The 25,047-nt window shown below is 44.1% G+C and carries 26 protein-coding genes and 1 pseudogene; 7 read left to right on the top strand and 20 right to left on the bottom strand.

The genetic code is table 11. The features are described from left to right. Window positions 1-54: 54 nt before the first annotated feature. The 4 genes from NSQ26_RS00830 to NSQ26_RS00815 all read right to left on the bottom strand — a co-directional run bounded on the left by NSQ26_RS00830 (window position 55) and on the right by NSQ26_RS00815 (window position 3,710). Window positions 55-1,044, bottom strand: coding sequence for an alpha/beta hydrolase (locus tag NSQ26_RS00830; RefSeq protein WP_499718812.1), 990 nt, complete (start codon window positions 1,042-1,044; stop codon window positions 55-57). A 101-nt stretch (window positions 1,045-1,145) separates the two neighbouring features. Then, a complete protein-coding gene (locus NSQ26_RS00825) occupies window positions 1,146-1,622 on the bottom strand; it encodes a hypothetical protein (protein ID WP_499718811.1) in 477 nt (158 codons plus the stop codon). Between the two features lies 1 nt (window position 1,623). Continuing rightward, the gene (locus tag NSQ26_RS00820) at window positions 1,624-1,827 is read right to left on the bottom strand and encodes a helix-turn-helix transcriptional regulator (protein WP_499718810.1); all 204 of its coding nucleotides are present in this window, start codon (window positions 1,825-1,827) and stop codon (window positions 1,624-1,626) included. Between the two features lie 140 nt (window positions 1,828-1,967). After that, complete coding sequence (locus tag NSQ26_RS00815) at window positions 1,968-3,710, bottom strand: 5'-nucleotidase C-terminal domain-containing protein (protein WP_499718809.1); 1,743 nt, start codon at window positions 3,708-3,710, stop codon at window positions 1,968-1,970. Window positions 3,711-3,888: 178 nt separating this feature from the next. Here NSQ26_RS00815 and pruA point away from each other — a divergent pair, with 178 nt between their 5' ends. Next, on the top strand, window positions 3,889-5,439 hold the full coding sequence (pruA, locus tag NSQ26_RS00810; protein ID WP_090776403.1) for an L-glutamate gamma-semialdehyde dehydrogenase: 1,551 nt from the start codon (window positions 3,889-3,891) through the stop codon (window positions 5,437-5,439). Between the two features lie 143 nt (window positions 5,440-5,582). On the opposite strand, the gene NSQ26_RS00805 is transcribed toward pruA, so the two are convergent. Then, window positions 5,583-7,118: a sigma-54 interaction domain-containing protein gene (locus NSQ26_RS00805; protein WP_499718808.1), complete on the bottom strand. Its 1,536-nt coding sequence runs from the start codon at window positions 7,116-7,118 to the stop codon at window positions 5,583-5,585. Window positions 7,119-7,283: 165 nt separating this feature from the next. Between NSQ26_RS00805 and NSQ26_RS00800 the strand changes: the two genes are divergently transcribed. Then, window positions 7,284-8,201, top strand: coding sequence for a proline dehydrogenase family protein (locus tag NSQ26_RS00800; RefSeq protein ID WP_499718807.1), 918 nt, complete (start codon window positions 7,284-7,286; stop codon window positions 8,199-8,201). Window positions 8,202-8,384: 183 nt separating this feature from the next. On the opposite strand, the gene NSQ26_RS00795 is transcribed toward NSQ26_RS00800, so the two are convergent. Next, on the bottom strand, window positions 8,385-8,738 hold the full coding sequence (locus NSQ26_RS00795) for a HesB/IscA family protein (protein WP_090775140.1): 354 nt from the start codon (window positions 8,736-8,738) through the stop codon (window positions 8,385-8,387). Between the two features lie 197 nt (window positions 8,739-8,935). Between NSQ26_RS00795 and mqnE the strand changes: the two genes are divergently transcribed. Beyond that, window positions 8,936-10,033, top strand: coding sequence for an aminofutalosine synthase MqnE (gene mqnE, locus NSQ26_RS00790; RefSeq protein ID WP_499718806.1), 1,098 nt, complete (start codon window positions 8,936-8,938; stop codon window positions 10,031-10,033). A gap of 40 nt (window positions 10,034-10,073) precedes the next feature. Here the strand turns inward: mqnE and dapF are convergent, their stop codons facing one another. Together dapF and NSQ26_RS00780 are read right to left on the bottom strand one after the other, a co-directional pair. Continuing rightward, window positions 10,074-10,922, bottom strand: coding sequence for a diaminopimelate epimerase (gene dapF / locus NSQ26_RS00785; RefSeq protein WP_499718805.1), 849 nt, complete (start codon window positions 10,920-10,922; stop codon window positions 10,074-10,076). Between the two features lie 7 nt (window positions 10,923-10,929). Beyond that, complete coding sequence (locus tag NSQ26_RS00780; RefSeq protein ID WP_499718804.1) at window positions 10,930-11,169, bottom strand: hypothetical protein; 240 nt, start codon at window positions 11,167-11,169, stop codon at window positions 10,930-10,932. Between the two features lie 250 nt (window positions 11,170-11,419). Between NSQ26_RS00780 and NSQ26_RS00775 the strand changes: the two genes are divergently transcribed. Continuing rightward, window positions 11,420-11,695: a hypothetical protein gene (locus tag NSQ26_RS00775; protein WP_499719947.1), complete on the top strand. Its 276-nt coding sequence runs from the start codon at window positions 11,420-11,422 to the stop codon at window positions 11,693-11,695. Between the two features lie 369 nt (window positions 11,696-12,064). On the opposite strand, the gene NSQ26_RS00770 is transcribed toward NSQ26_RS00775, so the two are convergent. Further along, window positions 12,065-12,301, bottom strand: a complete 237-nt coding sequence (locus NSQ26_RS00770; RefSeq protein WP_499718803.1) for a YuzB family protein — start codon at window positions 12,299-12,301, stop codon at window positions 12,065-12,067. 278 nt (window positions 12,302-12,579) lie between these two features. Between NSQ26_RS00770 and NSQ26_RS00765 the strand changes: the two genes are divergently transcribed. Next, a complete protein-coding gene (locus tag NSQ26_RS00765; protein WP_499718802.1) occupies window positions 12,580-13,647 on the top strand; it encodes an NAD(P)/FAD-dependent oxidoreductase in 1,068 nt (355 codons plus the stop codon). A gap of 6 nt (window positions 13,648-13,653) precedes the next feature. Here NSQ26_RS00765 and NSQ26_RS00760 read toward each other — a convergent pair whose 3' ends face one another. Beyond that, window positions 13,654-13,962 (bottom strand): DUF1462 family protein, encoded by a 309-nt coding sequence (locus NSQ26_RS00760; RefSeq protein WP_090775146.1) that lies wholly within the window; start codon window positions 13,960-13,962, stop codon window positions 13,654-13,656. A 158-nt stretch (window positions 13,963-14,120) separates the two neighbouring features. On the opposite strand from NSQ26_RS00760, the pseudogene NSQ26_RS00755 reads away from it, so the two are divergent. Next, window positions 14,121-14,339, top strand: a pseudogene (locus NSQ26_RS00755) (NifU family protein); the annotation flags it as partial. Between the two features lie 54 nt (window positions 14,340-14,393). On the opposite strand, the gene NSQ26_RS00750 reads toward NSQ26_RS00755, so the two are convergent. Both NSQ26_RS00750 and yutH read right to left on the bottom strand, forming a co-directional pair. Further along, a complete protein-coding gene (locus tag NSQ26_RS00750) occupies window positions 14,394-14,966 on the bottom strand; it encodes a DUF2238 domain-containing protein (protein WP_499718801.1) in 573 nt (190 codons plus the stop codon). 58 nt (window positions 14,967-15,024) lie between these two features. Continuing rightward, window positions 15,025-16,065, bottom strand: coding sequence for a spore coat putative kinase YutH (gene yutH / locus NSQ26_RS00745; RefSeq protein ID WP_499718800.1), 1,041 nt, complete (start codon window positions 16,063-16,065; stop codon window positions 15,025-15,027). A 112-nt stretch (window positions 16,066-16,177) separates the two neighbouring features. Here yutH and NSQ26_RS00740 point away from each other — a divergent pair, with 112 nt between their 5' ends. Next, window positions 16,178-16,666: a phosphatidylglycerophosphatase A family protein gene (locus NSQ26_RS00740; protein ID WP_090775150.1), complete on the top strand. Its 489-nt coding sequence runs from the start codon at window positions 16,178-16,180 to the stop codon at window positions 16,664-16,666. Between the two features lie 94 nt (window positions 16,667-16,760). Here the strand turns inward: NSQ26_RS00740 and NSQ26_RS00735 are convergent, their stop codons facing one another. The 8 genes from NSQ26_RS00735 to NSQ26_RS00700 form a co-directional block, all read right to left on the bottom strand. Continuing rightward, window positions 16,761-17,897, bottom strand: a complete 1,137-nt coding sequence (locus NSQ26_RS00735; protein ID WP_499718799.1) for a dicarboxylate/amino acid:cation symporter — start codon at window positions 17,895-17,897, stop codon at window positions 16,761-16,763. A 50-nt stretch (window positions 17,898-17,947) separates the two neighbouring features. Continuing rightward, window positions 17,948-18,106, bottom strand: coding sequence for a hypothetical protein (locus NSQ26_RS00730; RefSeq protein WP_176763805.1), 159 nt, complete (start codon window positions 18,104-18,106; stop codon window positions 17,948-17,950). Window positions 18,107-18,232: 126 nt separating this feature from the next. Next, window positions 18,233-19,630, bottom strand: a complete 1,398-nt coding sequence (gene sufB / locus NSQ26_RS00725; protein ID WP_090775152.1) for a Fe-S cluster assembly protein SufB — start codon at window positions 19,628-19,630, stop codon at window positions 18,233-18,235. Between the two features lie 49 nt (window positions 19,631-19,679). After that, a complete protein-coding gene (gene sufU / locus NSQ26_RS00720) occupies window positions 19,680-20,114 on the bottom strand; it encodes a Fe-S cluster assembly sulfur transfer protein SufU (protein ID WP_499718798.1) in 435 nt (144 codons plus the stop codon). Continuing rightward, a complete protein-coding gene (locus NSQ26_RS00715) occupies window positions 20,101-21,324 on the bottom strand; it encodes a cysteine desulfurase (protein ID WP_499718797.1) in 1,224 nt (407 codons plus the stop codon). The genes sufU and NSQ26_RS00715 overlap by 14 nt, the downstream gene beginning before the upstream one ends. Beyond that, complete coding sequence (gene sufD / locus NSQ26_RS00710) at window positions 21,321-22,631, bottom strand: Fe-S cluster assembly protein SufD (RefSeq protein ID WP_499718796.1); 1,311 nt, start codon at window positions 22,629-22,631, stop codon at window positions 21,321-21,323. Before sufD ends, NSQ26_RS00715 begins: the two co-directional genes overlap by 4 nt. Window positions 22,632-22,669: 38 nt before the next feature. After that, window positions 22,670-23,449 (bottom strand): Fe-S cluster assembly ATPase SufC, encoded by a 780-nt coding sequence (sufC, locus tag NSQ26_RS00705; RefSeq protein ID WP_499718795.1) that lies wholly within the window; start codon window positions 23,447-23,449, stop codon window positions 22,670-22,672. A gap of 204 nt (window positions 23,450-23,653) precedes the next feature. Continuing rightward, entirely contained in the window at window positions 23,654-24,976 is a 1,323-nt protein-coding gene (locus tag NSQ26_RS00700) for a CitMHS family transporter (protein ID WP_499718794.1), read from the bottom strand. Window positions 24,977-25,047: the final 71 nt, after the last annotated feature.

Genomic DNA, 25,047 nt, shown 5'->3' with positions numbered 1-25,047 from the left:
ATTGTACTAAATTTTACAGACGCGTCAATGGGTTCCTTTAAAAATGATTGATATTCACATTTCTACATGCTGACTAAGAAACGCCCATACGTTTTCATGATACGCATCCGGGGCAGCAAACATCGATCCGACATGATTGGCACCAGGCACAACCCATAACTCTGCCCGTCCATTGGCAGCTTCATACAGCTCTTTAGCCATTTCTGTTGGTACTAACACATCTTGATCACCATGAATGAGAAAGAGAGGCGGGGTGTCTTTTTCGACTTGGGCAATCGTTGACGCTTCACCAAATGTGTATCCCGCACGGAAATACGTCATCATACTACTCAAATCAAGCAACGGGAAGCGGGGGACATGAAATAGTTCTTGCATTTGATGTGCCAATTCTTCTTTTACAGATGTGTACGCACTATCAGCAATGACCGCTTTTACTTGGTCAGGTAAATCTTCACCGGCGGTCATGAGTGCTGTTGCCGCCCCCATTGACTGGCCATGTATGACAATTTGCGCTGCTCCCTTTTCGGCAATTAGCTGCTGAATCCATGTTGACTGGTCCAAACGTTCATGCCAACCGAAACCAACGTAATCGCCTTCACTCTGTCCATGTCCTCGCGCATCCGGCAAAAAGACATCATACCCTTGTTCCAAATACATTTGCGCAAGCAGGCCCATCTCTTCCCGGTCGCCACGATACCCATGTAACAATACAGCCACTTTCCCAGTATCGACTTCATTTTGCAAGTAACTTGCCCGCAAGACTAAACCGTCAAAAGACTGTTGCTCCATTTCTTCTGTGGGCTGCTTGCGTAGCCACTGTCTACCTTGTTCAAACATCGCTAGCATTTCCTCAAATGTTTTTCGTGCTTCAACCTCATCATCATCGTCTGGAGAATCCATATCACCTGCATACACTTGTACGTGCTTTGCTTCACGAGCAACCGCCATATTGTACATATACCAACTTGCTGTAAACAAGGCTGCTAGCACGAGTGTAAACGTAATTGCGACTACCCACAGCCATATTTTTGTCCGTCGTTTCATCTTTCAACTCCTTTTATCTCGTTCTTTCTTCAGTAGTTTAAACCATTCTATCCTTATCATTCTTGAGTCACTTAAAGATTGCTGTGAACAACCATGTCGGCTTACACAATGTATTTTTTTCGCCAAACAAACCCGTACGATAAGATTTGCACAACGGATAAACTAAGGACAATGAAAATAGGGTATGCAGGAATGATGGTTTCAACAAAAGGATATATGAACAACAACACAACTAGAAACGGGATTGCAATATACATGCTCACATAAGCAGCACGACACGCCGCCGTGGTGATCTTTTGTTCTCGTTCGTCTGTCTCATAAAATTCCGGCGGCAATAATAGAATGGCCTTTAACGAGACACCCATTTGCCGCTTCATTCGCGTTAACACAAATGATATCACGACCGCATACAACAAAAATAACATAAAAGGCACTCCGTTGATTGTCACTTCCCAATGATCAGGTTGTAGACGAATCACTTCTGCTAACTGTTGAGCCACTTCGTAGAAAGTAGCAAATGTCCATCCTGCAAGTATTACCGTCACAATATGAAACGTGATCATCATCCACCATTTCATCTTATTCATCCTCTCTCAATGTGAATACCTCTTCCACTGACAAGCCAAATTGACGTGCAATTCTTATTGCGAGCAACAAGGACGGTGAATAGCTACCTTTTTCTAGCGCAACAATTGTCTGTCTTGTCACATGTACTGCCACTGCCAATTTCTCTTGCGTCATCCGCTTTTCTGCTCGCAATAATCGCACTCGATTTTCAATCACTACCAACACCTTCTTCAACATCATAATCCATGGCTACATTGTAAATCATACCATACATTATGTAAAGTTAAGTATTCATTTTATAAAAAAAAATAAGCGCTGCCCCAATGGAGAGGCACCACTTATTTATTCCCTTCTTTTTACGATGCTTTTGGCAATACTAACGTATCACCTGGATAAATTAAATCTGGGTTTTTAATGTCGGGATTGAGGGCATGAAGTGTTGTCCAAAGCACATTGTACTTCATCCCAATCGCAAACAACGTGTCTCCAGATTGAACGACATACGTACCTGCCGGTGCTTCTTTCTTATCTTCTTTGTCTTTCTCTGAGCCCTTCTTGTCATCCGCTTCTTGCTTGTCTACTGCCTCTTCCGTCATCGCCGCAACTTTGCTACGCTCTTCCACTTTTGGAGAAATCTCACCTTTTTCTTGCAAGTAAGCAATCAGCAATTCATCAAGTGCATTGTACTGACTCACAATCTTTGCATCAACGAGCATGTCATACTCATCACCACCAGCGCCGATAAAGTCATTTGTTGCTAACACATATTTTTTCGCTAAATCAACTGGTTTACCAGCAATTTCAACGCTATGAACACGCTCACCTGGTTTTTGCTCAGGATCAAATTGGAATGTCATGCCACTTACATGTGGGAAGCCACCACTTGGCTCTGGATAACCTTTCACACCATTTTCTAACGCAGCTACAAGTTGTTCTCCTGTCACTTCTTTTGTCACACCAAAGTTACCAAATGGGGAAACAGAGACGAGGTCACCTTTTGTAATTTCCCCTGCTGCAATCGACGCGCGTAACCCTCCACCGTTGGTTAAGGCAACATCCGCACCTGTCGTTTCAAGCAATACATCCGCAACCCAGTTTCCAAGGTTTGTTTCTTTCACACGAACAGATTCACGCTCACCGTCTAATTCAACCGCAGTTTTACCAACCACTTCAGATAAGATCTCTGCTTGCGCACTTTCAATCTCATCTAATAACGCAGCCACCTCTTTATCTGGCTCGACTTTCTCGCCTTCTTCACGGGGAATTAAGCGTGCGCTTTTCTCAACCAATTTCTTGTCATCAAACTTCAATTCAACGACACCAAGGTTTTGTACATACTCACCAGCACTTGCAATGAGTGTGTCATTGTCGGCTTTCATACCTTCTTTTAGCTCTGAATGACTATGACCATCAATAATGACGTCAATGCCTTCAACGTCGGACGCGACTTTTTCACTCGTGTAAGTGCTTGAACCATCTATCCCGAGGTGAGCAACAGCAATAATGACATCTGCGCCTTTCTCTTGTAACAGCGTCACCATTTCTTCTGCTGTTTCAGACGGATCTGCAAATGTAACATCTTTTACATTGTTTGGGTTCGTTTTAAATGCTGTTTCTGGTGTCGATAAACCGAATATACCAACCGTTATACCGTTTACATCTTTCACTGTGTATGGGTCAAGCAGTGCGTCACCTGTTTTATCGTGCACATTGGCACCTAATATCGGGAAGTTCGCTTCTTCTTTTAATTCAAGTAAACGATCCATGCCGTAGTTGAAATCGTGATTTCCAGCGACCATCGCATCGTATTCCAGTGCATTTAACGCTTTCATAACTGGTGTACCACGCTCAAGCGTTGCAAAAGTTGTGCCGTGAAGCGTATCTCCAGCATCTAGCAACAGGGAGTGCTCGTCCCGTTGTTCCTTTAACAACGTTGCTAGTTTTGCAAAACCGAAACCGTCAAACTCTCCTTCAAACGCGCGACCGTGCATATCATTCGTGTGGAAAATGGTCACCGTCGTCTCTTCAGCCTGTGCAACGTTCGGTACTGCAAACATAGCTAAAAGACACACTAAGGCGCCGACTTGTTTCTTCTTCATTTATAATCACTCCTATGTTCATCATGATGACTAGCATACAACTTTAGTGTAAACGCTTTATAACATTTTTGCAAATCATTTTTAAATATACCTTTATTTACCTTTACAAAGCCACCTCTACACTTGGCATGCATTTTGCATCTAATTTCATGACTCGATTTTTGAAGGAGGCATTTTCATGACAACATCTTACAAACATGAACCATTTACTGACTTTACAGTAGAAGAAAATAAGCAAGCATTACTTGCCGCAGTAAAAGAAGTGGAATCAACCCTCGGTGGTCATTACCCACTTATCATTAATGGAGAGCGCATCGATACAGATAAAAAAATCTCTTCTTATAATCCAGCAAACAAAGCTGAATTAATCGGAACGACTGGTAAGGCAACACAAGATCATGCTGAACAAGCGATTGAAGCTGCCAGCACCGCGTTTGAATCATGGCGCAAAGTCGATCCGAAAGAACGCGCGAACATTTTATTCCGCGCAGCCGCGATCATTCGTCGCCGCAAACACGAATTTTCCGCAATGCTCGTAAAAGAAGCCGGGAAGCCGTGGAAAGAAGCGGATGCAGATACAGCAGAAGGAATCGACTTCCTCGAGTATTATGCCCGTCAAATGATTGAACTTGCGGACGGCAAACCAGTCCATAGCCGTGAAGGTGAATTTAATCGCTACATCTATACTCCGACAGGCGTGACGGTCGTTATCTCACCATGGAACTTCGCATTTGCGATCATGGCCGGAACAACAGTTGCACCAATTGTAACTGGAAACACGGTTGTCTTAAAACCAGCGAGCACCACACCAGTTGTCGCAGCTAAGTTTGTAGAAGTGCTTGAAGAAGCTGGCCTACCGAAAGGCGTTGTCAACTTCGTCCCTGGTAGCGGTAGTGAGGTTGGTGACTTCTTAGTTGATCATCCAAAAACAGCGCTAATCACATTCACTGGTTCTCGTGACGTCGGGACACGCATTTACGAACGGGCAGCGATTGTCCAACGTGAGCAAAACCACTTGAAGCGTGTCATCGTTGAAATGGGTGGCAAAGACACAGTTGTTGTTGATAATGAAGCAGATCTTGAACTGGCGGCGGAATCGATTGTCATTTCAGCTTTCGGTTTCTCTGGACAAAAATGTTCAGCTGGCTCACGTGCAGTCATTCATGCAGATGTGTATGATGAAGTCGTTGAAAAAGTTATTGAGAAAACAAATGCCTTGACAATGGGCAACCCAGCCGAAGCAGACAATCACTATATGGGACCAGTCATTGACCAAGCCGCGTTTGATAAAATCACAAGCTACATCGAGACTGGCAAACAAGAAGGCCGCCTCGTTGCTGGTGGAGACAGCGATAATGCCACGGGCTTCTTTATCCGGCCAACCGTATTCGCTGATGTTGATCCAACAGCACGAATTATGCAAGAAGAAATCTTTGGGCCCGTGCTCGCGATTAGTAAAGCGGCGAGCTATGACGAAGCGCTCGAGATTGCTAACAATACCGAGTACGGCTTAACAGGTGCAGTGATCACAAAGAACCGGGCGAAAATCGAGCAAGCAAAACAAGATTTCCACGTCGGTAACTTGTATTTCAACCGTAACTGTACAGGGGCAATTGTTGGCTATCACCCATTTGGCGGCTTCAAGATGTCTGGTACAGACTCTAAAGCGGGTGGCCCTGACTACCTTGTTTTACACATGCAAGCAAAAACAGTCTCTGAAATGTATTAGTTCCGTGAGGCCAGAAGGTCAGAAATATGATTACAAAATAGACACGCTCATGAAGATTGAGCGTGTCTATTTGTTTAGACATTATTGTCTAATTATACATATGTGTTCAATCAATGTCGATCAATTTCAAGCGCTATATGCTGTCACTCTAAATCCCATTGTTTCATTTTGTTATACAATGTCGCGCGGGAGATGCCGAGTAGTTTTGCGGCGGCTGTTTTATTGCCGAATGTTGTTTGCAATGCTTCAGCAATTCTACTCTGCTCGTCTACTACAGGCGCTGGCTGTGGTGTCGAGTGTAGTTGTCGTTGAAACGTTTCTGGCAAATCATGCAGACGCACCGGTTCATCGGTGTCGCCATTTAAAATCACAACTCGCTCTAATAAATTACGCAACTGCCGAACATTCCCTTCCCATTTTTGTTTCGACAATGTGTACATAACTTCCGGATCTAGGCGCGGCAATTCTTTATCGTACTTTAAGGCGAACTCTTTTAAAATACACTGGATTAGCGCTGGCAAGTCTTCTAGTCGCTCCCTGAGCGGTGGGATATGAATCGAAATGACGTGCAAGCGGTAATAAAGATCTTCACGAAAACGCCCTTCCTGAATCATTTGCTCAAGTGACCTATTGGTCGCAGCAATAATGCGCACATCAAGCGGCACCGCTTCGTTACCGCCAACAGGGTAATACGCGCGCTCTTGCAGAACTCGAAGCAACTTCACTTGCAGCTCAAGAGGCATTTCGCCAATCTCATCTAAAAATAACGTCCCGCCTTTAGCTGCAGCAAACTTCCCTTGTTTGCCACCTTTCACTGCACCAGTAAACGCACCTTGCACATAACCAAACAACTCACTCTCAAATAATGCTGTCGGAATCGCTCCGCAGTTGATGGCGACAAACGGCGCTTCCTTGCGCGGACTTGCTTGATGAATGCCTTCTGCAAATAGTTCTTTCCCAACGCCACTTTCACCGGTAATTAACACGTTCGCATCGGTCTTGGCAACTTTTGTCGCAAGTGTAATCGCTTGTTGTAATTTTTCACTATGACCAATCACCCGTGAAAAAGGATGCTCACCAAGATCTGCTTGTGATAAATCATGCAAAGAAGCAGCAGCATGTGACAGTTCATCATTCAAACGGACCACGTCGGTAATGTCACGCTCAATTGACATCCCACCAATACACTGATCTCCAATAAAAACCGGGACAGTGCTAACAATCACATGCACATCCGGCTTCGGCTGATTATACGCATGACGTACCGGCTTTTTATCACGCATGACCGTCTGTAACATGAGTGCTTCTTGGTCAAAAAAGTGGTCTAGCGGCTTCCCTTCCACTTCGGCACGCTGCAACTGATAAAGTGACGCCATTTTTTCGTTCAATGCCAGCACATGTCCATGCTCGTCCACAACCGTCACGGCATCATCCATCGTTGCTAGCAATGTTTCATAAAATGTCTCGTATTGCCCAAGCATCGTAGACAATGCTTGAATGAGGTTTTCTGGCGACACATGTCCAGTCACTTCACCTAACTCATTTTCTACATAGATATGAGTCGGAAAAGAAGGCTCACATCCGAGTTCCACAAGAAATGTATTGCCTGACCGTCTAACCGCTCCCGGCGGTACATCACCTGTATAAGGCACCGCAATCTCCTTTAAGCGTACCTTCATCTTATTCCTCCTATACACTTTTAGACACTTTTGTATTCATATATGTATATTTTATACAAGGATGATCAAAAAAGCGAGCATTGTGCACCGACTTCATTTGGCACGCTGATTGCATAGAGAAAAGAAAATCATTCTTATCTTGTTATTTTTTAGGGGGAATTACCGATGGTGTTAGAAAAACCACTCCGCTCATTCTTTATGTTTTTAGCTAAAAATAAAATGTTAAATAAAGCCGCCAAAAAATGGGGCTTAAAGTTTGGCGCCGCTCAAGTTGTCGCTGGACAAACAATTGATGCAGCGATGAACAATGTCCTCAAGTTGAATGAACAAGGCCTCCATTGCACGCTAGATCACCTCGGTGAATTTGTCTTTGATAAAGAAGAAGCACTTGCGTCAACAGAGGCGTGCATTCATATCCTTGAGGCGATCCACGAATCACAAGCAAAGTGCAACTTATCTTTAAAAATGACCCAACTTGGGCTCGACATTGACGAAGCATTTTGCATTGATAATATGCGCCGTATTTGCGCGGTCGCGAAGCAATATAATATTTTTGTGCGCATTGATATGGAAGACTATAGCCACTGCGTCCAAACGTTAAATATTTTAACCATTCTTCGGGAAGAATTTGATAACGTCGGCACCGTCATTCAAGCGTATTTACACCGTGCGGAAGACGACGTGAAAAACTTAAAAGGAATTCCGCTTCGCCTCGTTAAAGGCGCCTATAAAGAATCCGATGAGGTCGCATTCCAAGACAAAGCGGTCATTGATGATAACTATATGAACATCATTCGTATTCATTTAGACAATGGTAGTTACACTGCAATCGCGAGTCACGACCACAATATTATTGAAAAAGTGAAGGCATATGCGGAGGAAAACAATATTCCACGCACCCAGTTTGAGTTTCAAATGCTCTACGGCTTCCGCACATCCTTACAAAAAGAACTTGTTGCTGAAGGATACAAAGTGCGTGTGTATGTGCCATTTGGTACGGACTGGTTCGGTTATTTCATGCGCCGTCTTGCTGAACGACCGCAAAATATTGGATTTGCTTTGAGAGGATTTTTCTCGAAGTGATGTAGGAAAAGCGCACCTTCGCTGGTGCGCTTGTTTATTGACCGGTTTCTTTACAACATATGTGACCGTTGTTCACTTTAATTTAAGAGCTGTTTTTAGCGCTCGTATTTCCTCTAGTATCACACCTGTCTGCCCGTCTGTCTCACAAAAAACACCTTGCCCACAACTGGACAAGGTGCTCCCTCAACACTCTTCCGGCGTTCCCTCGTTCGTCGCCGTCCGAAAAGATGAGCCACAACCGCAATTGGCAATCGCATTCGGGTTATCAATTGTAAACCCGCCGCCCATCATGTTTTGCTTATAATCAATAACAAGGCCATTCACAATCGGTGTACTTTCTTTATCGACCAAGACGCCAAGCCCATCTATTTCCATATACGTATCTTCTTCGTTACGCGTCTCATCAAAACCCATGCTATATGAAAGTCCGGAACAGCCCCCGCCTTTCACGCCGATACGGAGCATCAATTGTTCATTTCCTTCGTCTTCCTTCATCGCTTGAATATGCCCAAGCGCACTTTCTGTAATGGTAATCATTCTTTACACCTCCATCAATTCATTCTCCTTCCAGTATAAACGACTTTCGTCCAGTCACTCAAGCTTTGCGATCGACAAGGATAAAGGAAGTGTTTTAGACAATTCCCTTCTTTTCGCCACAATTTTGTAGTATAATGGATCGGGAGTATTGTCATATAGACAGATGGAATCTTGGAGGAGGAAGGGGACTGCCGAATATGAGTGTACTACTGGCAGATACAGCACTAACAGACATTAAAGACAAAGTTCTCGCCGGTGAGCGTCTGACGATTGCCGACGGTTTAACCTTATATGAAACACCAGATTTACTTGGTGTGGCTCAACTCGCCAACATTGTAAATGAACGTAAAAATGGACAAAACGTCTATTTTATTGAAAACTTATATATCAATCCAACCAATGTATGCGAAGCAAATTGTAGTTTCTGTGGCTTTAAACGCAAGCCTGGTGAAGAAGGCGCCTACACGATGGATGAGGAAGCGTTATTAAAATATGTCTCTGATCGTTGGAATGATAACATCCGCGAATTCCACATTGTGGGCGGACACAATCATGAAGTTGGCTTTGATTACTACGTTAATACCGTTAAAATATTGAAAAAGCATTATCCGCATGTGACCGTCAAAGCTTACACCGGTGCTGAAATTGAATTCTTTTCTCGTTTAGCAGGCATTTCAATGAAAGAAGTCATCCAAACGCTCATGGATGCTGGCTTGTCTACATTGACTGGGGGCGGGGCAGAAATCTTAACCGAACGTTATCGCGCAATCATGAGTCCTGACAAAGCATCCACAGATCAGTGGCTTGAAGCACATGAAACAGCGCACAACCTCGGATTACGGACGCATTCGACGATGTTATACGGTTCAGTTGAAACAAAAGAAGAGCGGCTCATTCATATGGCGCGCGTACGCGAATTACAAGACCGCACGAATGGTTTTATGGTGTTTATTCCACTCGCGATGCAACCGAAAAATGTGAAAGCCGGCCTCAACCGTCGCACATCGGCTTACGATGACATGCGTACGATTGCCATTGCCCGCTTGATGCTTGATAACTTTGATCACATTAAAGCGTACTGGATTAACATTGGTGTGCAACTGACACAAATGGCGCTCACATTCGGTTCAAGTGACATTCATGGCACATTGATTGAAGAACGCATCTCGCACTCGGTCGGCGCACTGACGTCAATGGGGATCACCCGGAAAGAATTGATTCATATGATCAAGAGTGCTGGCAAAACCCCCGTTGAACGCGACACGTTCTATAACGTTATTAAGAAATATGAGTAACTACAAAAACACCGCCTGAGCGGTGTTTTTGTCATGCCCCTTACAAAAACACTGTCCCCGTGCAAATATACGTTGCTGGTCCTTGCATCTGAACCGTCCCATCTACCGCCCACGTAATCATGAGATCTCCGCCTGGTAAGTGCACACATACCTGCTCTCCCTGCTTTGTATGGCCGTTCAACACACCTGCCACCACTGCGGCACATGCGCCCGTGCCACACGCTTCTGTCATCCCAGAACCCCGTTCCCAAACACGAAAACGATATTCATTTGACGACACCACTTCCACAAATTCAACATTGACCCCGTCCGGAAAGCGCACATCCATAGAGAGTGCTTGCCCAAGTGTTGCGACAGGTGCCACCTCCACATCTGGCACGAACAACACCGCATGCGGATTTCCCATCGAGACAGCTGTCATCGCCACTGTCTCTCCAGCAACCACAAACGTCTCATTCACCACACGTTCTTCCCCCTCACCAATCATTGGGATCGCATCGCGCGCAAGCACAGGCGCACCCATGTTAACCGTCACTGTTTCTACAATGCGAGCCTCATCGAGATGAACAGTCACCGAGACAATTCCACCCAGTGTCTCTATACAAAATCTTTCCTCTGACACCAGCCCATGTTCAAAACTATACTTCGCCACACAGCGCAAGCCATTGCCACAGTTTTTCGCTTCTGACCCATCAAGATTAAAAACACGCATCCGCACGTCCGCACGCTCAGACGGTCCTATTAAAATGAGTCCATCACTGCCAATGCCTGTATTCGGGTTTGATAACTTGATCGCGAGTGTACGGAGAGATTCCTCTAATAATGCCTCTTCAAATGTGTTGACGTAAATATAGCTGTTACCAAGTCCATGCATTTTTGTAAACTTCATCTTTCCTTCACCCCCGTAGCGGCTCGTCCGCCCAAAAATAATCGTCATCTGCTTCTAAAATCGTAAAAACGGCATGACAACACGGCATGACCCATTCCACTTTCTTTTGTTCCTTCATTCTTTCTAAATGACGTGGACCAATTTGTGTCAGTACCTGCTCTTGCTTACAGTAGGGACAAGCAGACACGTAAATGTCTTTTCCACAGATTTCATAAGGCCACGTATGGCTGAATGGCAAGACGGTCAACATCATCGACTCCTTATTTTAATATGATTCAAGCTTCACATATACTACCTACATCATTTATTTTGTCATTCATTCCTTTAATTCTATTGAACAACCTTGCTCCCAAATTATAAACAATATAGCGGTTCAAATCTACTCTCTATTTGAAACAATGGCGAAATGTTGAAGAATATGGTGTTTATTGCTATAATAGTATTTGTGGAAACGCTTTAATTTATTTTTATTTAAAAAGGAGGTTTTACTTTTGTCTATGCATTCTGCACCACAGCAAACCCCCCCAGTAAACGGAGAGCATGCGCCGGTAATGACTGTCAAGGATTGGATAATCACATCATTGTTAATGATGATTCCAATTGCAAATATTATTCTTCTCTTTGTCTGGGCTTTCGGTGACAACGTTAACCCGAACAAAGCCAACTTATTCAAAGCAACGTTACTGTTGTATGCAATCATGATCGGGATAGGGATTATACTCACTATTACATTCTTCATTATAGGAATTACACTATCAGTTGGTCTGTCGTAACACGATCAACTACATAAGCCTAATCTTCTCTCAGATAAGAGTTCGTTTATTTAAATTTCCCATTGATCACGCGCTTGTTCATAAACCGCGATTACAAATAGAAGCGGTCTATGCTTGAGCCAATCTTCTACATCTACTATATCTGTATCGAGATTATGGCTTACATCTTTTATAATCAAATCCGCCAATGTTACACGCTTTTGTCATTTAAAAATGGAAGACACCCAATGAATATGAAAATAAATCCCTAATGTCTACGCGTCAACTTCCAACATAACTCTTCTGGTAAAGTCAATCCATTTTGATTGGCTCCTCAAGTGAAAAAAGCAGGGTGAACCCTGCTTTTTTCATATTCTCTAAAATCCCCCTTTAAAAAAGTGGATTCTCTTCAATATGTTGATAAATATTTTTGACAAGTTCTTCTGGCGTCTCACCTGACACATAATCACCATTTACAAGTGCAAAATAATCACACGCACATGTGCCACAATGATTCAGACAACCATACTCAATAATATCAAGATTTGGGTCACGTTCTAGCATTTCCATTGCATCATGGGACCCACTTGCCAAATTACTGACACAAAACTCTATAATTGGTCTCATCTTTCTTTCACCTCAAAAATTATGCTACGCTGTCTGTCGTCTAAAGTCAATCTTTGTCGTCCTCCCCAATCACCAAGCAAATGTTTCCGTAACAAAACGTTCGAAAATGGTTGTGGAACGGTTATGAAATCGGTATAATCAAAACTGACTAGGGTAATTCCCTTTATCAGAAAGCGCTCTTATAAAAACATGCGATTTTCCTATACATTTACACATGCTATTGACATCACTTTTCCTCATCACCTTAAGGGCAATTTTACATAAAAGGAGACTTTTTCATGAAAAAACTCGTCGTTCTCGGTGCTGGCTACGGAGGCATGCGCATTTTACAACGCCTGCTGCCCAATGACCTGCCTAAGGATTGGGAAATTACTTTAATCGATCAATTACCTTATCACTGCTTAAAAACCGAATACTATGCGCTCGCCGCCGGAACCGCTACAGATCAACATTTACGTGTGCCTCTCCCAAAAGACGACCGTCTCACTGTGAAATATGCAACGGTCACAAATATTTCTCTTGCTGATCACATCGTAACGGTTGAAAAGGGGGAACAAATCTCGTTCGACAAACTCGTTATAGGGCTTGGCTGCACGGATAATTTCCATGGCGTTCAAGGTGCTGATCTTTATGCTCATAGCATTCAAACGATGGGTGCGACCCGTAAAACGTATGAATTACTAAGTAACGTCCGACCAGAAGGGACGGTTTCCATCGTTGGTGGCGGACTAAGTGGGGTAGAATTGGCGAGCGAACTGCGCGAAAGCCGCCCTGATTTAACGATTCGTCTTTTTGATCGTGGTGAATCGATTTTGTCTGTGTTTCCTAAAAAACTAAGTGAATATGTACAAAGTTGGTTTATTGAACACGGCGTCGATGTGAAAAACAATGCCAACATTACAAAAGTCGAACCAGGTGCCATTTATAATCACAATGAACGCATTGAAACCGATGCCGTCATTTGGACAGCTGGCGTACAACCAGTTGAGATCGTTCGTGCCCTCGATGTAGAAAAAGATCGATCTGGCCGTGTCATCTTAACCCCACAGCATTTCATACCGGGTCATCCTGATGTCTTTGTTGTCGGCGACTGTGCAAGCTTACCTTATGCCCCAAGCGCACAGCTTGCTGAAGGACAAGCAGAACAAATCGTCACCATTTTAAAGCTTCAATGGAAGGACGACACATTACCGGAAAAGATGCCACAAATTAAACTAAAAGGCGTACTCGGTTCACTTGGCAAAAAGCACGGATTTGGTATGATGGGCGATCGTCCACTCACAGGGCGTGTCCCACGCTTATTAAAAAGTGGCGTGCTTTGGATGTACAAATATCATTCTGGTTGATCCATCTCACAGCGAAAGGGCCGCTATTTTTTCCGTAATCACTTTCAAACTTGGGTTCCCTTCCGCAACTACGTCGCCATTTAACACAACGAGTGGATATATATACTCATCGTTTAAAATCTTCATTGCCCACATCTGATCTTCATCCGTGCTAGGACTGTCAATATCAACATAGCGGAAAACAAGCGGTAGTTCAGGAAACTTTCTCCAGAGGGCCGCCTCTAACCACGTCTTTGTCTCTTGCGATGACGGCATCTGTACACAGCCAGGACAAGGGCGATTGGCACCGTAAACCGTCACAGAGATTCTCTTCATATGGCTCACACCTTTCCTCCACTTAGCGTACACGACCTAAGTGAGTAAGTGCAACTATTACGCTTACAAGTCTTCTGCATGGATTTTTTTGCGCTGGGCGATTATAATGGAAGGAGATAAGAAAGGAGAGATGTCCAATGACCACCGGTGCAGATGTCATCGAACAAGTCCAAGAAGTCCTTGATAAACTTCGTCCATTTTTGCTTCGTGATGGCGGAGACGTAGAACTTGTAGATGTAGAGGACGGCATTGTAAAAGTACGACTGCTTGGCGCATGCGGATCTTGTCCGAGCTCAACGATCACACTAAAAGCAGGTATTGAACGGGCACTACTTGAAGAAGTTCCGGGCATTATTGAGATCGAACAAGTTTTTTAAACACATATATTTAAAGCGCGCTTCTGCTCTAAGAAAGCGCGCTTTTTCTCATCTTTACCGCTCGCACCGTAGTTTTACCCACACCCAGACAGCAATGATCAAGCTACCAAACATATTAAAAATTAAATCCACCATTGTATCAAAGTTATCGTCTTGCAATGTCATGTCAAACCATTCATCGCAAACAAATTCAAAAACTTCCCATACGACTGCACCAAGAGCACCAAAAGAGAGTACAAACAAACATACAAAGAAAGGTGCTATCCTCACGCCACCCGAACGGTGCGTAAAGTATTTGTACAGATAGAAAGCCACAATAGGCAATAAAACCCCACTCATGAAGTGAAGCCATTTATCCCACCAACCGATCAAGTCGTACCATTCCATAATGGGTCCGAGATATTGTGAACCAAACACGAATGCAAGATAAAAAATCACTAGCCATAAAGGGAGATAAAACCTCGCTAGCCATCCAAGTAATGGTGGCATTAATCCGCTGATGACCCCAGATAAAGCGATGAGCACTTTGTCACCACTGCCATCCATGGCATAATAAATTGCTACAATGCCCATCAATACCATATATAGTCCGCATACAATCCACATTTTAATCATCTTTGTTTTCATCATAACCCCCCCAACAACATACTCTTCTCACTATGCACGTAAACAAGCAAATATACACCTATCTCCTAGGCAACCAGTCTAACTTCGGCAACGTACTTCTCTGCTTCACACGTGCCTCCTCAGCCAATTCTGCAAGTAGCTGTTCATTTCCCTTTTCTGTGTCCAACAATATTTTGAAATCGTCGGCAATGCCTCCCCGCTCTTCTGGTACTTGTGCACGGTAATAATCCTCAATAATCTCAAAATAATGTAACGGAAATAATAAGCGCGCGTAGAGCAAATGCCATGTGAAGGGTGTCAATGGTTGCTGTTCTTCATACCCATTCAAAAAAGTAAATATTGGTGCAACTGTATACGACTGTGGGTCGTCTTTCCTTGTACTACGAATCCACTCTGCCAAATCTCGTGCTGGATGGTCAAATAAAAAAGATGTTGGCGGTTTAATGACATCTCCACGTTCAGACATATACAACCATGTCCGATCGTTAAAACGATAATGACTAATTGTACCAGCATCTAAAGGAGATCTATATAAATCTAACTGCGCATCCACAGCAAATTGAATGGCATTTTCAGCAAGCCCCATGAAATAAGGATACGTATATAAAAATAATTCATCAATCTCCGTTTGTGGTCCTCTTGAAAATACAGTAACATACCATTCTTCTAGTTGTTCTAAGCGCTTCTCCCATAACGCTGGCCAATCGTTCACTGCAAGGTCTTGGAAGTGACTTACTCCTTGTTGTCCACGCAAATGCCAGCCTCGCAACTCACGTCCTAGATCAGCCACTGATTGGATCTTTGTGCCACGCCATCCACCCCCGTCAACATTTGGCAATGGAAACAAATACACATCTTGACCATCCACAAGTGCAGACAATTGTTCTGTTCGTGTTGGATGTAACGTTAACACAGACGGATCGCCTGCTTGATACATATACGTTGAAAATCTGACCATATCACTTTCTTCACAAATACACTCTTCCTTAGGCATGAGCAAGTACGGCTGATCATTTGCCGTAAAACCTTCATAATCACCTACGTAAAAACGGTCTTCACAGTACAATTTATAGAAGTCATAAACATTACGTTCTAGCAATGATTGTCCCTCCCCGCACAAACCTGTTATGATTAGTGTATGATGACCCATTCGCATAAAATGTATGTTTCTACCGTAGACTAAAAGAAAAATGCACTTGAGGAGGAAATTCATGACTTACGATGCAGTTGAACAAAAAGCACGGACTTGGCTAGATGAACGTGGCGTCAAGCTTGAAGACATCGCAGAACTCGTTTATTTTTTACAAAAAAAGTATCACCCAAACTTGACAATGGACATGTGTTTAGAAAATGTTGACCGCGTTTTGGCAAAGCGTGAAGTACAAAACGCTATCCTCACAGGTATTCAACTAGATGTGTTAACAGAGAAAGGCGTATTAGAAAAACCATTGCAACAGATGCTTGAACAAGATGAGGGGCTATACGGTGTGGATGAAATTATTGCCTTTGCAATTGTAAATGTGTATGGTTCTATTGGTTTTACAAACTATGGATACATTGATAAAGAAAAACCTGGTATCTTGAAACAGTTAAATAGCAAGTCTTCTGGTCAGTGTCATACTTTTCTTGATGATATTGTAGGAGCCATTGCCGCGGCTGCCTCTAGTAGGCTCGCGCACCGAAAAGCAAACGTGGAATAAGTCGGCTACAGACCGATGAAGTGCTTACCATATAAAAACGCCTCACAAAGTCTATAAAAACTTCGTGAGGCGTTTTACACATCGTCTCTCTGCCTTACTTATTCACCTTATCCACAATCATTGTGATGGCGCCATCCCCAGTTACATTTGTTGCTGTTCCAAAACTATCTTGCGCCATATAGAGTGCCATCATCAACCCAATTGCCGCCTCGGAGAAACCGAGCATTGACGTTAATACACCGAGCGCCGCCACAATCGCACCACCTGGGACACCAGGAGCTGCAATCATCACAACACCTAACATGACAATGACTGAAAGCATTGCGCCAAACGATGGCACAGAGAGATCACTTAGCACCGTCATGACAGCCATCGATGTAATGACAATTGTAATCATACTACCTGAAAGATGAATGGTCGCACATAGCGGCACTGCGAAATCTGCCACTTCCTCTTTCACACGGTTCTTCTTCACTTGATTCAGTGTTACTGGGATTGTTGCTGCGCTACTCATCGTCCCAACTCCAGTGAAATATGCAGGCAACATCGTCTTCAACGTACGTAACGGTGATTGACCTGCAATGAAACCAGCGGTTGTAAATTGCACACACAACCACAACCAATGTGTTGCCACGACGACAAGCAATACGAGCCCGAAAATCGACAACGTTTCATACACTTTCCCTGCCGCAGTCAATTCGGCAAAAATACCCGCAATATATATAGGTAAAAACGGAATTAATATTTTCATGATGCAACGTTCAATGATCTCTTTCCCTTCATCAAAAAAGGATTTCATCGTCGCACTTTTCGTTTTCGCTATGCCAATACCAAATAAAAATGCCATAGCCACTGCTGTAATAACACCCATAAGAGGCAGGATTTCTATTTCAATAAATGGCTGAAACGTAGCTCCCTCTGTAATAGCGGTCGATTCCGTTGCGACCATCGGCATGATGAATTTTGCAACGAAAAACGCCAGCGTCCCCGCCAGTAAAGTCGACACATATGCTGTCCCCACTGTTACTCCAACCATTTTCCCTTGCGACTTACCTAAACTTGCTACACCTGAAGTAATGAAAAATAAAATAATAAATGGTATGACAAAACCAAGAAATTGACCGAATAGTAACTTGACCGTTACTGCCAGTCTCGTCAAGAAATCCACACCTATTAACCCAATCCCAACTCCGACTAACATACCTATGAAAAGTTTCACGATCAATTTCATTATTGTCACTCTCCTTTACAGCGTGTGTATATGATAACGCTGCGATCATTTTAGTTCATATTATCACGTTTTCCGACTTTTATCGATGTTTTTTTTGCTCCTTCTTTTGCTGAGGCAATCTCTTGTCTCATATCTTCCTCAATCGCACTGTGCTGTCTTATTTTTTTTTTCAATTGTAATTGCTTCATTTTTAGTCTCGTTTTTCTCATTATAATAATCTCCTTCCAACCGCAATATGATAACGCTACCAAAAAACGCTTTAATGAATGAATGATCATTCATTAAAGGTTACAGGGAAGCAGCGCCAAGATTACTTGACACCGCTTCTATCCCCTTTAACCAATTGAGCCTTCCATTTCAAATTTAATGAGGCGGTTCATTTCCACTGCGTACTCCATTGGCAATTCTTTTGTGAATGGCTCGATGAAGCCCATGACGATCATTTCTGTTGCTTCTTCTTCCGACAAGCCACGGCTCATCAAGTAAAACAGTTGATCTTCTGATACTTTTGATACCGTTGCTTCGTGCTCAAGCGTAATGTTGTTGTTTAAAATCTCGTTGTACGGAATCGTATCCGACGTTGACTCGTTATCCATAATGAGTGTGTCACACTCAATTTTTGACTTCGAACCGTCTGATTTCCGACCAAAGTGGCAAATCCCGCGATAAGTTACTTTTCCACCTTGTTTTGAGATTGATTTTGAAATAATTGTTGACGAACAGTTTGGTGCCAAATGCGATACTTTTGCGCCTGCATCTTGGTGCTGCCCTTTACCGGCAATCGCAATCGAAAGGACTGTCCCACGTGCGCCTTCGCCTTTCATAATAACCGCTGGATATTTCATCGTCAGTTTCGAACCGATGTTGCCATCGACCCATTCCATTGTCGCGCCTTTTTCAGCAACCGCACGCTTTGTGACCAGGTTGAAGACGTTTGGTGCCCAGTTTTGGATGGTTGTATAACGACAATATGCGTCATCCTTGACAATGATCTCAACGACCGCACTATGAAGAGAATTCGTCGTATACACAGGTGCTGTACACCCTTCTACGTAATGAACAGAGCTGCCTTTGTCGGCGATGATCAATGTTCGCTCAAACTGCCCCATATTCTCAGAGTTAATTCGGAAATACGCTTGCAGCGGTGTATCAACTTTCACACCTTCAGGTACATAGATGAAAGAACCACCTGACCATACTGCTGAGTTTAACGCGGAAAATTTATTGTCTGATGGCGGGATGACCGTCGCAAAGTGTTCCTTGAAAATCGCTTCGTCTTCTTTCAGCGCTGTATCCGTATCTTTAAACACAACCCCAAGGTCTTCTAAATCCTCTTTCATGTTGTGGTAGACAACTTCAGATTCATATTGCGCTGACACACCGGCAAGATATTTTTGCTCAGCTTCTGGAATTCCAAGCTTATCAAACGTATTCTTGATTTCCTCTGGGACCTCGTCCCAAGAGCGCTCCGACTTCTCAGAGGCTTTTACGTAGTACGTGATGTCATCAAAATTTAGCTCTGAAAGATCGCCGCCCCATTGTGGCATCGGCATTTTATAAAATTGTTCAAGTGACTTTAAACGGAAATCGAGCATCCACTGCGGTTCATCTTTCATGCGCGAGATTTCTTCGACAATCTCTTTTGTCAACCCGCGTGCTGAACGGAAAATGGACACGTCGCGATCCGAAAACCCGTATTTGTATTCCCCGATCTCTGGCATTTTCTTCGCCATAGGAATCCCTCCTTTTATTTTCGTTCATTTATATCTGCAAACACGTACCTTATCCTTTGTGTAACCCTTGTTCTAATGCTTTCCATGCAAGCGTCGCACACTTAATGCGTGCCGGAAACTTCGTCACGCCCGACAACGCTTCGATGTCGCCTAAATCAAGACCACCCGCATCGCCCGCTTTCCCTTGCATCATGTCGGAGAAGAAAGCTGAGAGCTTCAGTGCGTCTTCCACCGTCAAACCTTTCACTGCTTGGGTCATCATCGACGCCGAGGCCATGCTAATCGAACAACCTTCCCCTGTAAATACCGCTTTCGTCACTTTCCCGTCTTCCACATTCATCTGGACTTGGACGCGATCACCACAAGTCGGATTATTTAAGTTGACACACAATGTATCGCCTGAAAGTTCCCCGCGGTTTCGCGGATTTTTGTAATGGTCCATAATGACTTGACGGTAAAGTGTATCTAAATCATAAGAGGACATCGCTAAAATACTCCTTTACCTTAATGAGTCCTTGGGCTAAAGCATCGACATCTTCTTTCGTGTTATATACATAGAAACTTGCCCTTGCTGTCGCGGTCACTTCTAACCACTTCATCAATGGTTGGGCACAATGATGCCCTGCCCGGACCGCAATCCCTTCTGCATCAAGGACCGTCGCCACATCATGCGGATGAATGTCACCAAGTTGGAATGTGATCACACCGGCGCGTGAGTCAGGACCAAAAATCGTCAGTCCTTCCATCTCCCCGAGCCGCTCAAACGCATAATCGACAAGCATATGCTCATGTTGTTCGATTGCCTCTAACCCAAGTTCATGGAGGAAGTCAATGGCCGCACCCATTCCAATCGCGCCAGCAATGATCGGCGTGCCACCTTCTAATTTCCACGGTAACTCTTTCCATGTTGAGTCATACAGGTCAACGAAGTCAATCATTTCACCGCCATATTCAACCGGATCCATTTGCTCAAGTAATGCCCTTTTGCCGTACAAAGCGCCAATCCCTGTCGGTCCCCCAAGTTTGTGCCCAGAAAACGCGAAGAAATCACAATCTAGCGCTTGCACATCGACCGTCATATGCGGTGCACTTTGCGCGCCATCAACGACCATGACCGCGCCATGTTTATGAGCAATCGCTGCGATCTCAGCAATCGGATTAACCGTGCCTAAAACATTTGATACATGCATGACCGCGACAATTTTTGTCTTCTCATTCACCGTATCCTCCACATCACGAAGCGCGATGGTACCGTCCGCTTGTAGTGGAAGATACTTCAGCACTGCTCCCGTCCGCTTTGCAAGTTGCTGCCACGGGATAATGTTGGAATGATGCTCCATTAAGGAAATCACAATTTCGTCGCCTGCTTGCACATGCCTATCACCATACCCACGGGCAACCATATTTAACGCCGTCGTTGTCCCGCGTGTGAAAATGATCTCCGCTGCTTCACCGGCATTGAGGAACGCACGCACTTTTTCACGTGCCCCCTCGTATTCATCCGTCGCCCGGGTACCGAGCGTATGCACACCGCGGTGTACATTTGAATTGTAACGGCGATAATAATCCTCAATTTTTTCAATGACCGGTAACGGCTTTTGTGCTGTGGCCGCACTGTCTAAATAAACAAGCGGATGCCCGTTGACTTGTTGATCAAGAATTGGAAACAGTTTCTTGACCTCATATGCATTCATCGTTTTGCTTTCCTTTCAATCACGGATCGCATTTGCTTTTGTACCGCTTCAACTGGCAGTTGTGAGACGACCGGCTCTAAGAAACCACGAATGACAAGCCGTTCTGCTTCTTTGCGCGAAAGTCCGCGACTCATTAAATAAAACATTTGTAGTGGATCAATCCGCCCAACAGACGCTGCATGTCCAGCGGTGACATCATCTTCGTCAATCAACAGAATCGGGTTCGCATCTCCACGCGCCCGCTCACCGAGCATTAAAATGCGCTCTGTTTGTTCACCGTGAGACTTTGTCGCTGCTTTTTCAATTTTAGAGATCCCATTAAAGATCCCCAGCGCGCGGCCTGTCATGACCCCATGCTTTAAAATATAACCTTCAGATCGTTTCCCGTAATGTTTGATCAACGTCGTGAAGTTTTGCTTTTGTGTGCCTGTCCCAACGGAGACCGTCTTTGTATCAGCAAAGGAATTATCCCCAACGAGATACGTAATATTTTCTGAAACAGTATCGCCGTCGTTCATTTGTCCAAGCGCCCAGTCGACACGCCCGTCCCGTCCAACGTGAGCACGACGGACGATATAAGACGTCGTTTGTTCCGCTAATGTATCAACCGCTCCGAAAGAGACGCGGGCCCCATCGCCAACGTATACTTCCGCGACAACGTTTGCGACCGCCGCTGCTGCACCGTATGCGGCATAGTTTTCTACATAAGTGACGTTACTACCTGTTTCTGCAACAATTAAGACGTGGTTAAACAACCCCGCATTTTCTTGGGAAACAGCGTAAACGGCTTGTAGTGGCAATTCAACTTGTACTCCTTTTGGCACGTAAATAAAGACGCCGCCATTCATCAACGCTGCATGTTGCGCCAGCAGGCGATTCTCGTCTACTGATACCGCTTCGGTAAACAAATACTTCTTCACTAAATCGCCGTGTTCACGCACTGCGGTTGCAAAGTCGGTGAAAATCACACCTTTTTCTTTCAAAGCCGCTGCTTGTGTCTCATACACCGTCGTACTATTTTCTTGCACGAGCACATTATTACCTGTTGCTTCTTGATCAACATATTCAAGAATGTCTTGCGATAAATCAGCTACGCGCGCTACTTTTGTCGCTGTCGCACGTGTTTGTGTAAACGTCGTAAAGTCCCAGTTATGGATCTTTGTCTTATCTGGTGTCGGAAGTGCGAGGCTTTCCATCTTTTCAAACGCACTCAAGCGCAAATCCGTCAGCCATTTCGGTTCGTTCAGCGCTTTTGACTGCGCAGCAATTTCGCTTGAATCAACCTTCGTATTCGTCTCAACTGACATACATACCATCCTTTGCGTATTTAATCCTTCGTGCGCTCTTATACGTTGACGCGCTCGTCTTCAATGCCTAACTCTTCTTTAATCCAGTCATATCCTTCTGCTTCGAGACGACGCGCAAGATCTGCGCCACCTGATTTTACAATCCGACCTTGCATCATCACATGTACATAGTCTGGTGTAATGTAATCAAGTAACCGTTGATAGTGGGTAATAATTAAGCAACCAAAATCGTCACTGCGCATTTGGTTGACACCTTCAGAAACAACTTTCAATGCGTCAATGTCAAGACCCGAGTCAATCTCATCTAAAATGGCAATCTTCGGCTCAAGCATCAACAGTTGCAAGATTTCATTCCGCTTCTTCTCTCCACCAGAGAAGCCTTCGTTTAAGTATCGTTGTGAGAATGATTGATCCATATCAAGGACACCCATCTTCTCGTCCATTTTGCGAATAAACTTCATTAATGATAGCTCGTCGCCTTCTTCGCGATTCGCATTGATTGCTGAACGCATGAAATCGGCATTCGTAATCCCGCTAATTTCGCTTGGATATTGCATTGCAAGAAACAGCCCCGCGCGCGCGCGCTCGTCTACTTCCATTTCTAGCACATCTTCGCCGTCCATCGTTACAGAACCACTTGTAATTTCATATTTTGGGTGCCCCATAATCGCCGATGCCAACGTGGACTTCCCGGTTCCGTTCGGTCCCATAATCGCATGGATTTCGCCGCCTTTAATTTCAAGGCTAAAATCCTTTAAAATTTCCTTATCATCAATCGCAACATGCAAGTTCTCGATCTTTAAGTTTGGTACAGACATGTTATTTCCCTCCATCAATATGAATAGGTCACTCACACACGCGTGAGCCACCTTTTGCGTTCTCAAGACACACTTTCTTAGCGAATAGATCACCCTTTTTGCCGATCTTGACTTAAAGTAATGATTATCAATCTATTCTCATTCTAATCTTATAACAAATCAAAGGACACTTCAAGGACAGTGCCTATAAAAATCAAATTCCTTTTATAGGGAGACAATCCCAAGTAATAATGCCACCCCGAGTAACACAAGACTAAATCCCCACACCCAAAAGAATGAATAACGAATATGTTTGCCCATTTCTGCCCCTGCTAACCCGAGCGCCAGCCATAGGGCCGGGGAAAATGGACTAATAAATGTCCCAATAATATTACCGATAATCATCGCGTACGCACTTGATACACCGTCGACGTCAACACTTGTGACGATTTGATCGACGACTGGTAACAATGCAAAATAATAGGCATCTGTATTTAAGACGAGTTCAAACGGCACCCCAAACACACCAATCACAATGTGTAAATAAGGCAAAAGAAACCCTGGTAGTATACCTACCGTGTCACGCGCCAATGCATCGAGCATCCCACTACCACCTAAAATACCTAAAAACGATCCCGCCGCTAAAATAATCGCCGCCATCAACAAGGCATTTGGCGCATGTGCTTTAATCCGCGCCATTTGCGCATCGACATTCGGATAATTGACTACGAGCGCAATCGACAACGCCACCATAAACACAAAACCAGCCGGCACAATTCCCCAAACAAGCATCCCAACGAGCGCTAATGTGAGGAGCACATTAAACCACAATAACCGCGGACGTGCGAGCAACGCTTTTTCTTCTTGCTTCTGTTCTTCAAATGACAAATCTATTGTCGCGCTCATCTGTGATTGTTCTGTACCAAATCGTTTGGCAATTCGTCTCTTTTCTCGTAAGCCAAGGAAAATAGCTAGGCCAATTAATAGTAACAAACCTATTACTTGCAGCGGGATAAGCGGCCTCCATAATTCAGACGGATCCATCTCTAATACTGCTGCTGTTCTCCCGAGTGGTCCGGCCCACGGCAACATATTCAAGATACTCGCGCTTGTCCCAACAAGTAGTAACAATAAATACGGACTCATGTGCAACCGCTGATAAAGAGGTAATAACGCCGGTATCGTAATTAAAAACGTTGATGCACCCGATCCATCTAAATGGGCAATCGTTGCTACCAATACGGTCGCGACGGCAACCGCAACCACATTTCCCCGAGACAGCGCAATCATTTTATTAATTAACGGATCAAACATGCCGGCATCTTGCATCACACCGAAAAATAAGATTGCAAAAATAAACATGATCACAACCGGGATCACTTTTCCAACCCCGTCACTAAAGAAGTCGCCAATCTCTACTAAACCGAAGCCTGCCACAAGCGCACTTATGACTGGTATCATGACAAGGGCAATAATAGGTGAAACTTTTCCACGTAGTAGTAAAATAACGATCGTCATAATGGTAAATAAGCCAATTAAACTAAGCATCTATGTTTCCTCCTAACCCAATGTAAAGCGCTTACACAAATGGAAATATAATGATACTATAACATAAATGG

The organism is Bacillus sp. FSL W7-1360 (assembly GCF_038592975.1).
In the GTDB taxonomy this organism is placed as follows: Bacteria; Bacillota; Bacilli; order Bacillales; family Bacillaceae_D; genus Shouchella; species Shouchella lonarensis.
Note: the sequence above shows the minus strand (reverse complement) of the source record. Positions and strands in the feature narration are given on the sequence as shown.

What these genes read in the sequence shown, in the direction of transcription:
- dapF (WP_499718805.1), bottom strand. Translation starts at nt 10,922, where the DNA reads ATGAAGTTTACAAAAATGCATGGACTTGGTAACAGCTATATTTACGTC.
- NSQ26_RS00825 (WP_499718811.1), bottom strand. Translation starts at nt 1,622, where the DNA reads ATGAAATGGTGGATGATGATCACGTTTCATATTGTGACGGTAATACTT.
- NSQ26_RS00715 (WP_499718797.1), bottom strand. Translation starts at nt 21,324, where the DNA reads ATGAATGCATATGAGGTCAAGAAACTGTTTCCAATTCTTGATCAACAA.
- pruA (WP_090776403.1), top strand. Translation starts at nt 3,889, where the DNA reads ATGACAACATCTTACAAACATGAACCATTTACTGACTTTACAGTAGAA.
- NSQ26_RS00700 (WP_499718794.1), bottom strand. Translation starts at nt 24,976, where the DNA reads ATGCTTAGTTTAATTGGCTTATTTACCATTATGACGATCGTTATTTTA.
- NSQ26_RS00815 (WP_499718809.1), bottom strand. Translation starts at nt 3,710, where the DNA reads ATGAAGAAGAAACAAGTCGGCGCCTTAGTGTGTCTTTTAGCTATGTTT.
- NSQ26_RS00730 (WP_176763805.1), bottom strand. Translation starts at nt 18,106, where the DNA reads ATGAGAAAAACGAGACTAAAAATGAAGCAATTACAATTGAAAAAAAAA.
- NSQ26_RS00830 (WP_499718812.1), bottom strand. Translation starts at nt 1,044, where the DNA reads ATGAAACGACGGACAAAAATATGGCTGTGGGTAGTCGCAATTACGTTT.
- NSQ26_RS00765 (WP_499718802.1), top strand. Translation starts at nt 12,580, where the DNA reads ATGAAAAAACTCGTCGTTCTCGGTGCTGGCTACGGAGGCATGCGCATT.
- NSQ26_RS00775 (WP_499719947.1), top strand. Translation starts at nt 11,420, where the DNA reads ATGCATTCTGCACCACAGCAAACCCCCCCAGTAAACGGAGAGCATGCG.
- sufU (WP_499718798.1), bottom strand. Translation starts at nt 20,114, where the DNA reads ATGTCCTCTTATGATTTAGATACACTTTACCGTCAAGTCATTATGGAC.
- NSQ26_RS00795 (WP_090775140.1), bottom strand. Translation starts at nt 8,738, where the DNA reads ATGATTACCATTACAGAAAGTGCGCTTGGGCATATTCAAGCGATGAAG.
- NSQ26_RS00800 (WP_499718807.1), top strand. Translation starts at nt 7,284, where the DNA reads ATGGTGTTAGAAAAACCACTCCGCTCATTCTTTATGTTTTTAGCTAAA.
- NSQ26_RS00760 (WP_090775146.1), bottom strand. Translation starts at nt 13,962, where the DNA reads ATGAAGAGAATCTCTGTGACGGTTTACGGTGCCAATCGCCCTTGTCCT.
- NSQ26_RS00740 (WP_090775150.1), top strand. Translation starts at nt 16,178, where the DNA reads ATGACTTACGATGCAGTTGAACAAAAAGCACGGACTTGGCTAGATGAA.
- NSQ26_RS00735 (WP_499718799.1), bottom strand. Translation starts at nt 17,897, where the DNA reads ATGAAATTGATCGTGAAACTTTTCATAGGTATGTTAGTCGGAGTTGGG.
- NSQ26_RS00750 (WP_499718801.1), bottom strand. Translation starts at nt 14,966, where the DNA reads ATGAAAACAAAGATGATTAAAATGTGGATTGTATGCGGACTATATATG.
- sufB (WP_090775152.1), bottom strand. Translation starts at nt 19,630, where the DNA reads ATGGCGAAGAAAATGCCAGAGATCGGGGAATACAAATACGGGTTTTCG.
- sufD (WP_499718796.1), bottom strand. Translation starts at nt 22,631, where the DNA reads ATGTCAGTTGAGACGAATACGAAGGTTGATTCAAGCGAAATTGCTGCG.
- NSQ26_RS00770 (WP_499718803.1), bottom strand. Translation starts at nt 12,301, where the DNA reads ATGAGACCAATTATAGAGTTTTGTGTCAGTAATTTGGCAAGTGGGTCC.
- NSQ26_RS00805 (WP_499718808.1), bottom strand. Translation starts at nt 7,118, where the DNA reads ATGAAGGTACGCTTAAAGGAGATTGCGGTGCCTTATACAGGTGATGTA.
- sufC (WP_499718795.1), bottom strand. Translation starts at nt 23,449, where the DNA reads ATGTCTGTACCAAACTTAAAGATCGAGAACTTGCATGTTGCGATTGAT.
- mqnE (WP_499718806.1), top strand. Translation starts at nt 8,936, where the DNA reads ATGAGTGTACTACTGGCAGATACAGCACTAACAGACATTAAAGACAAA.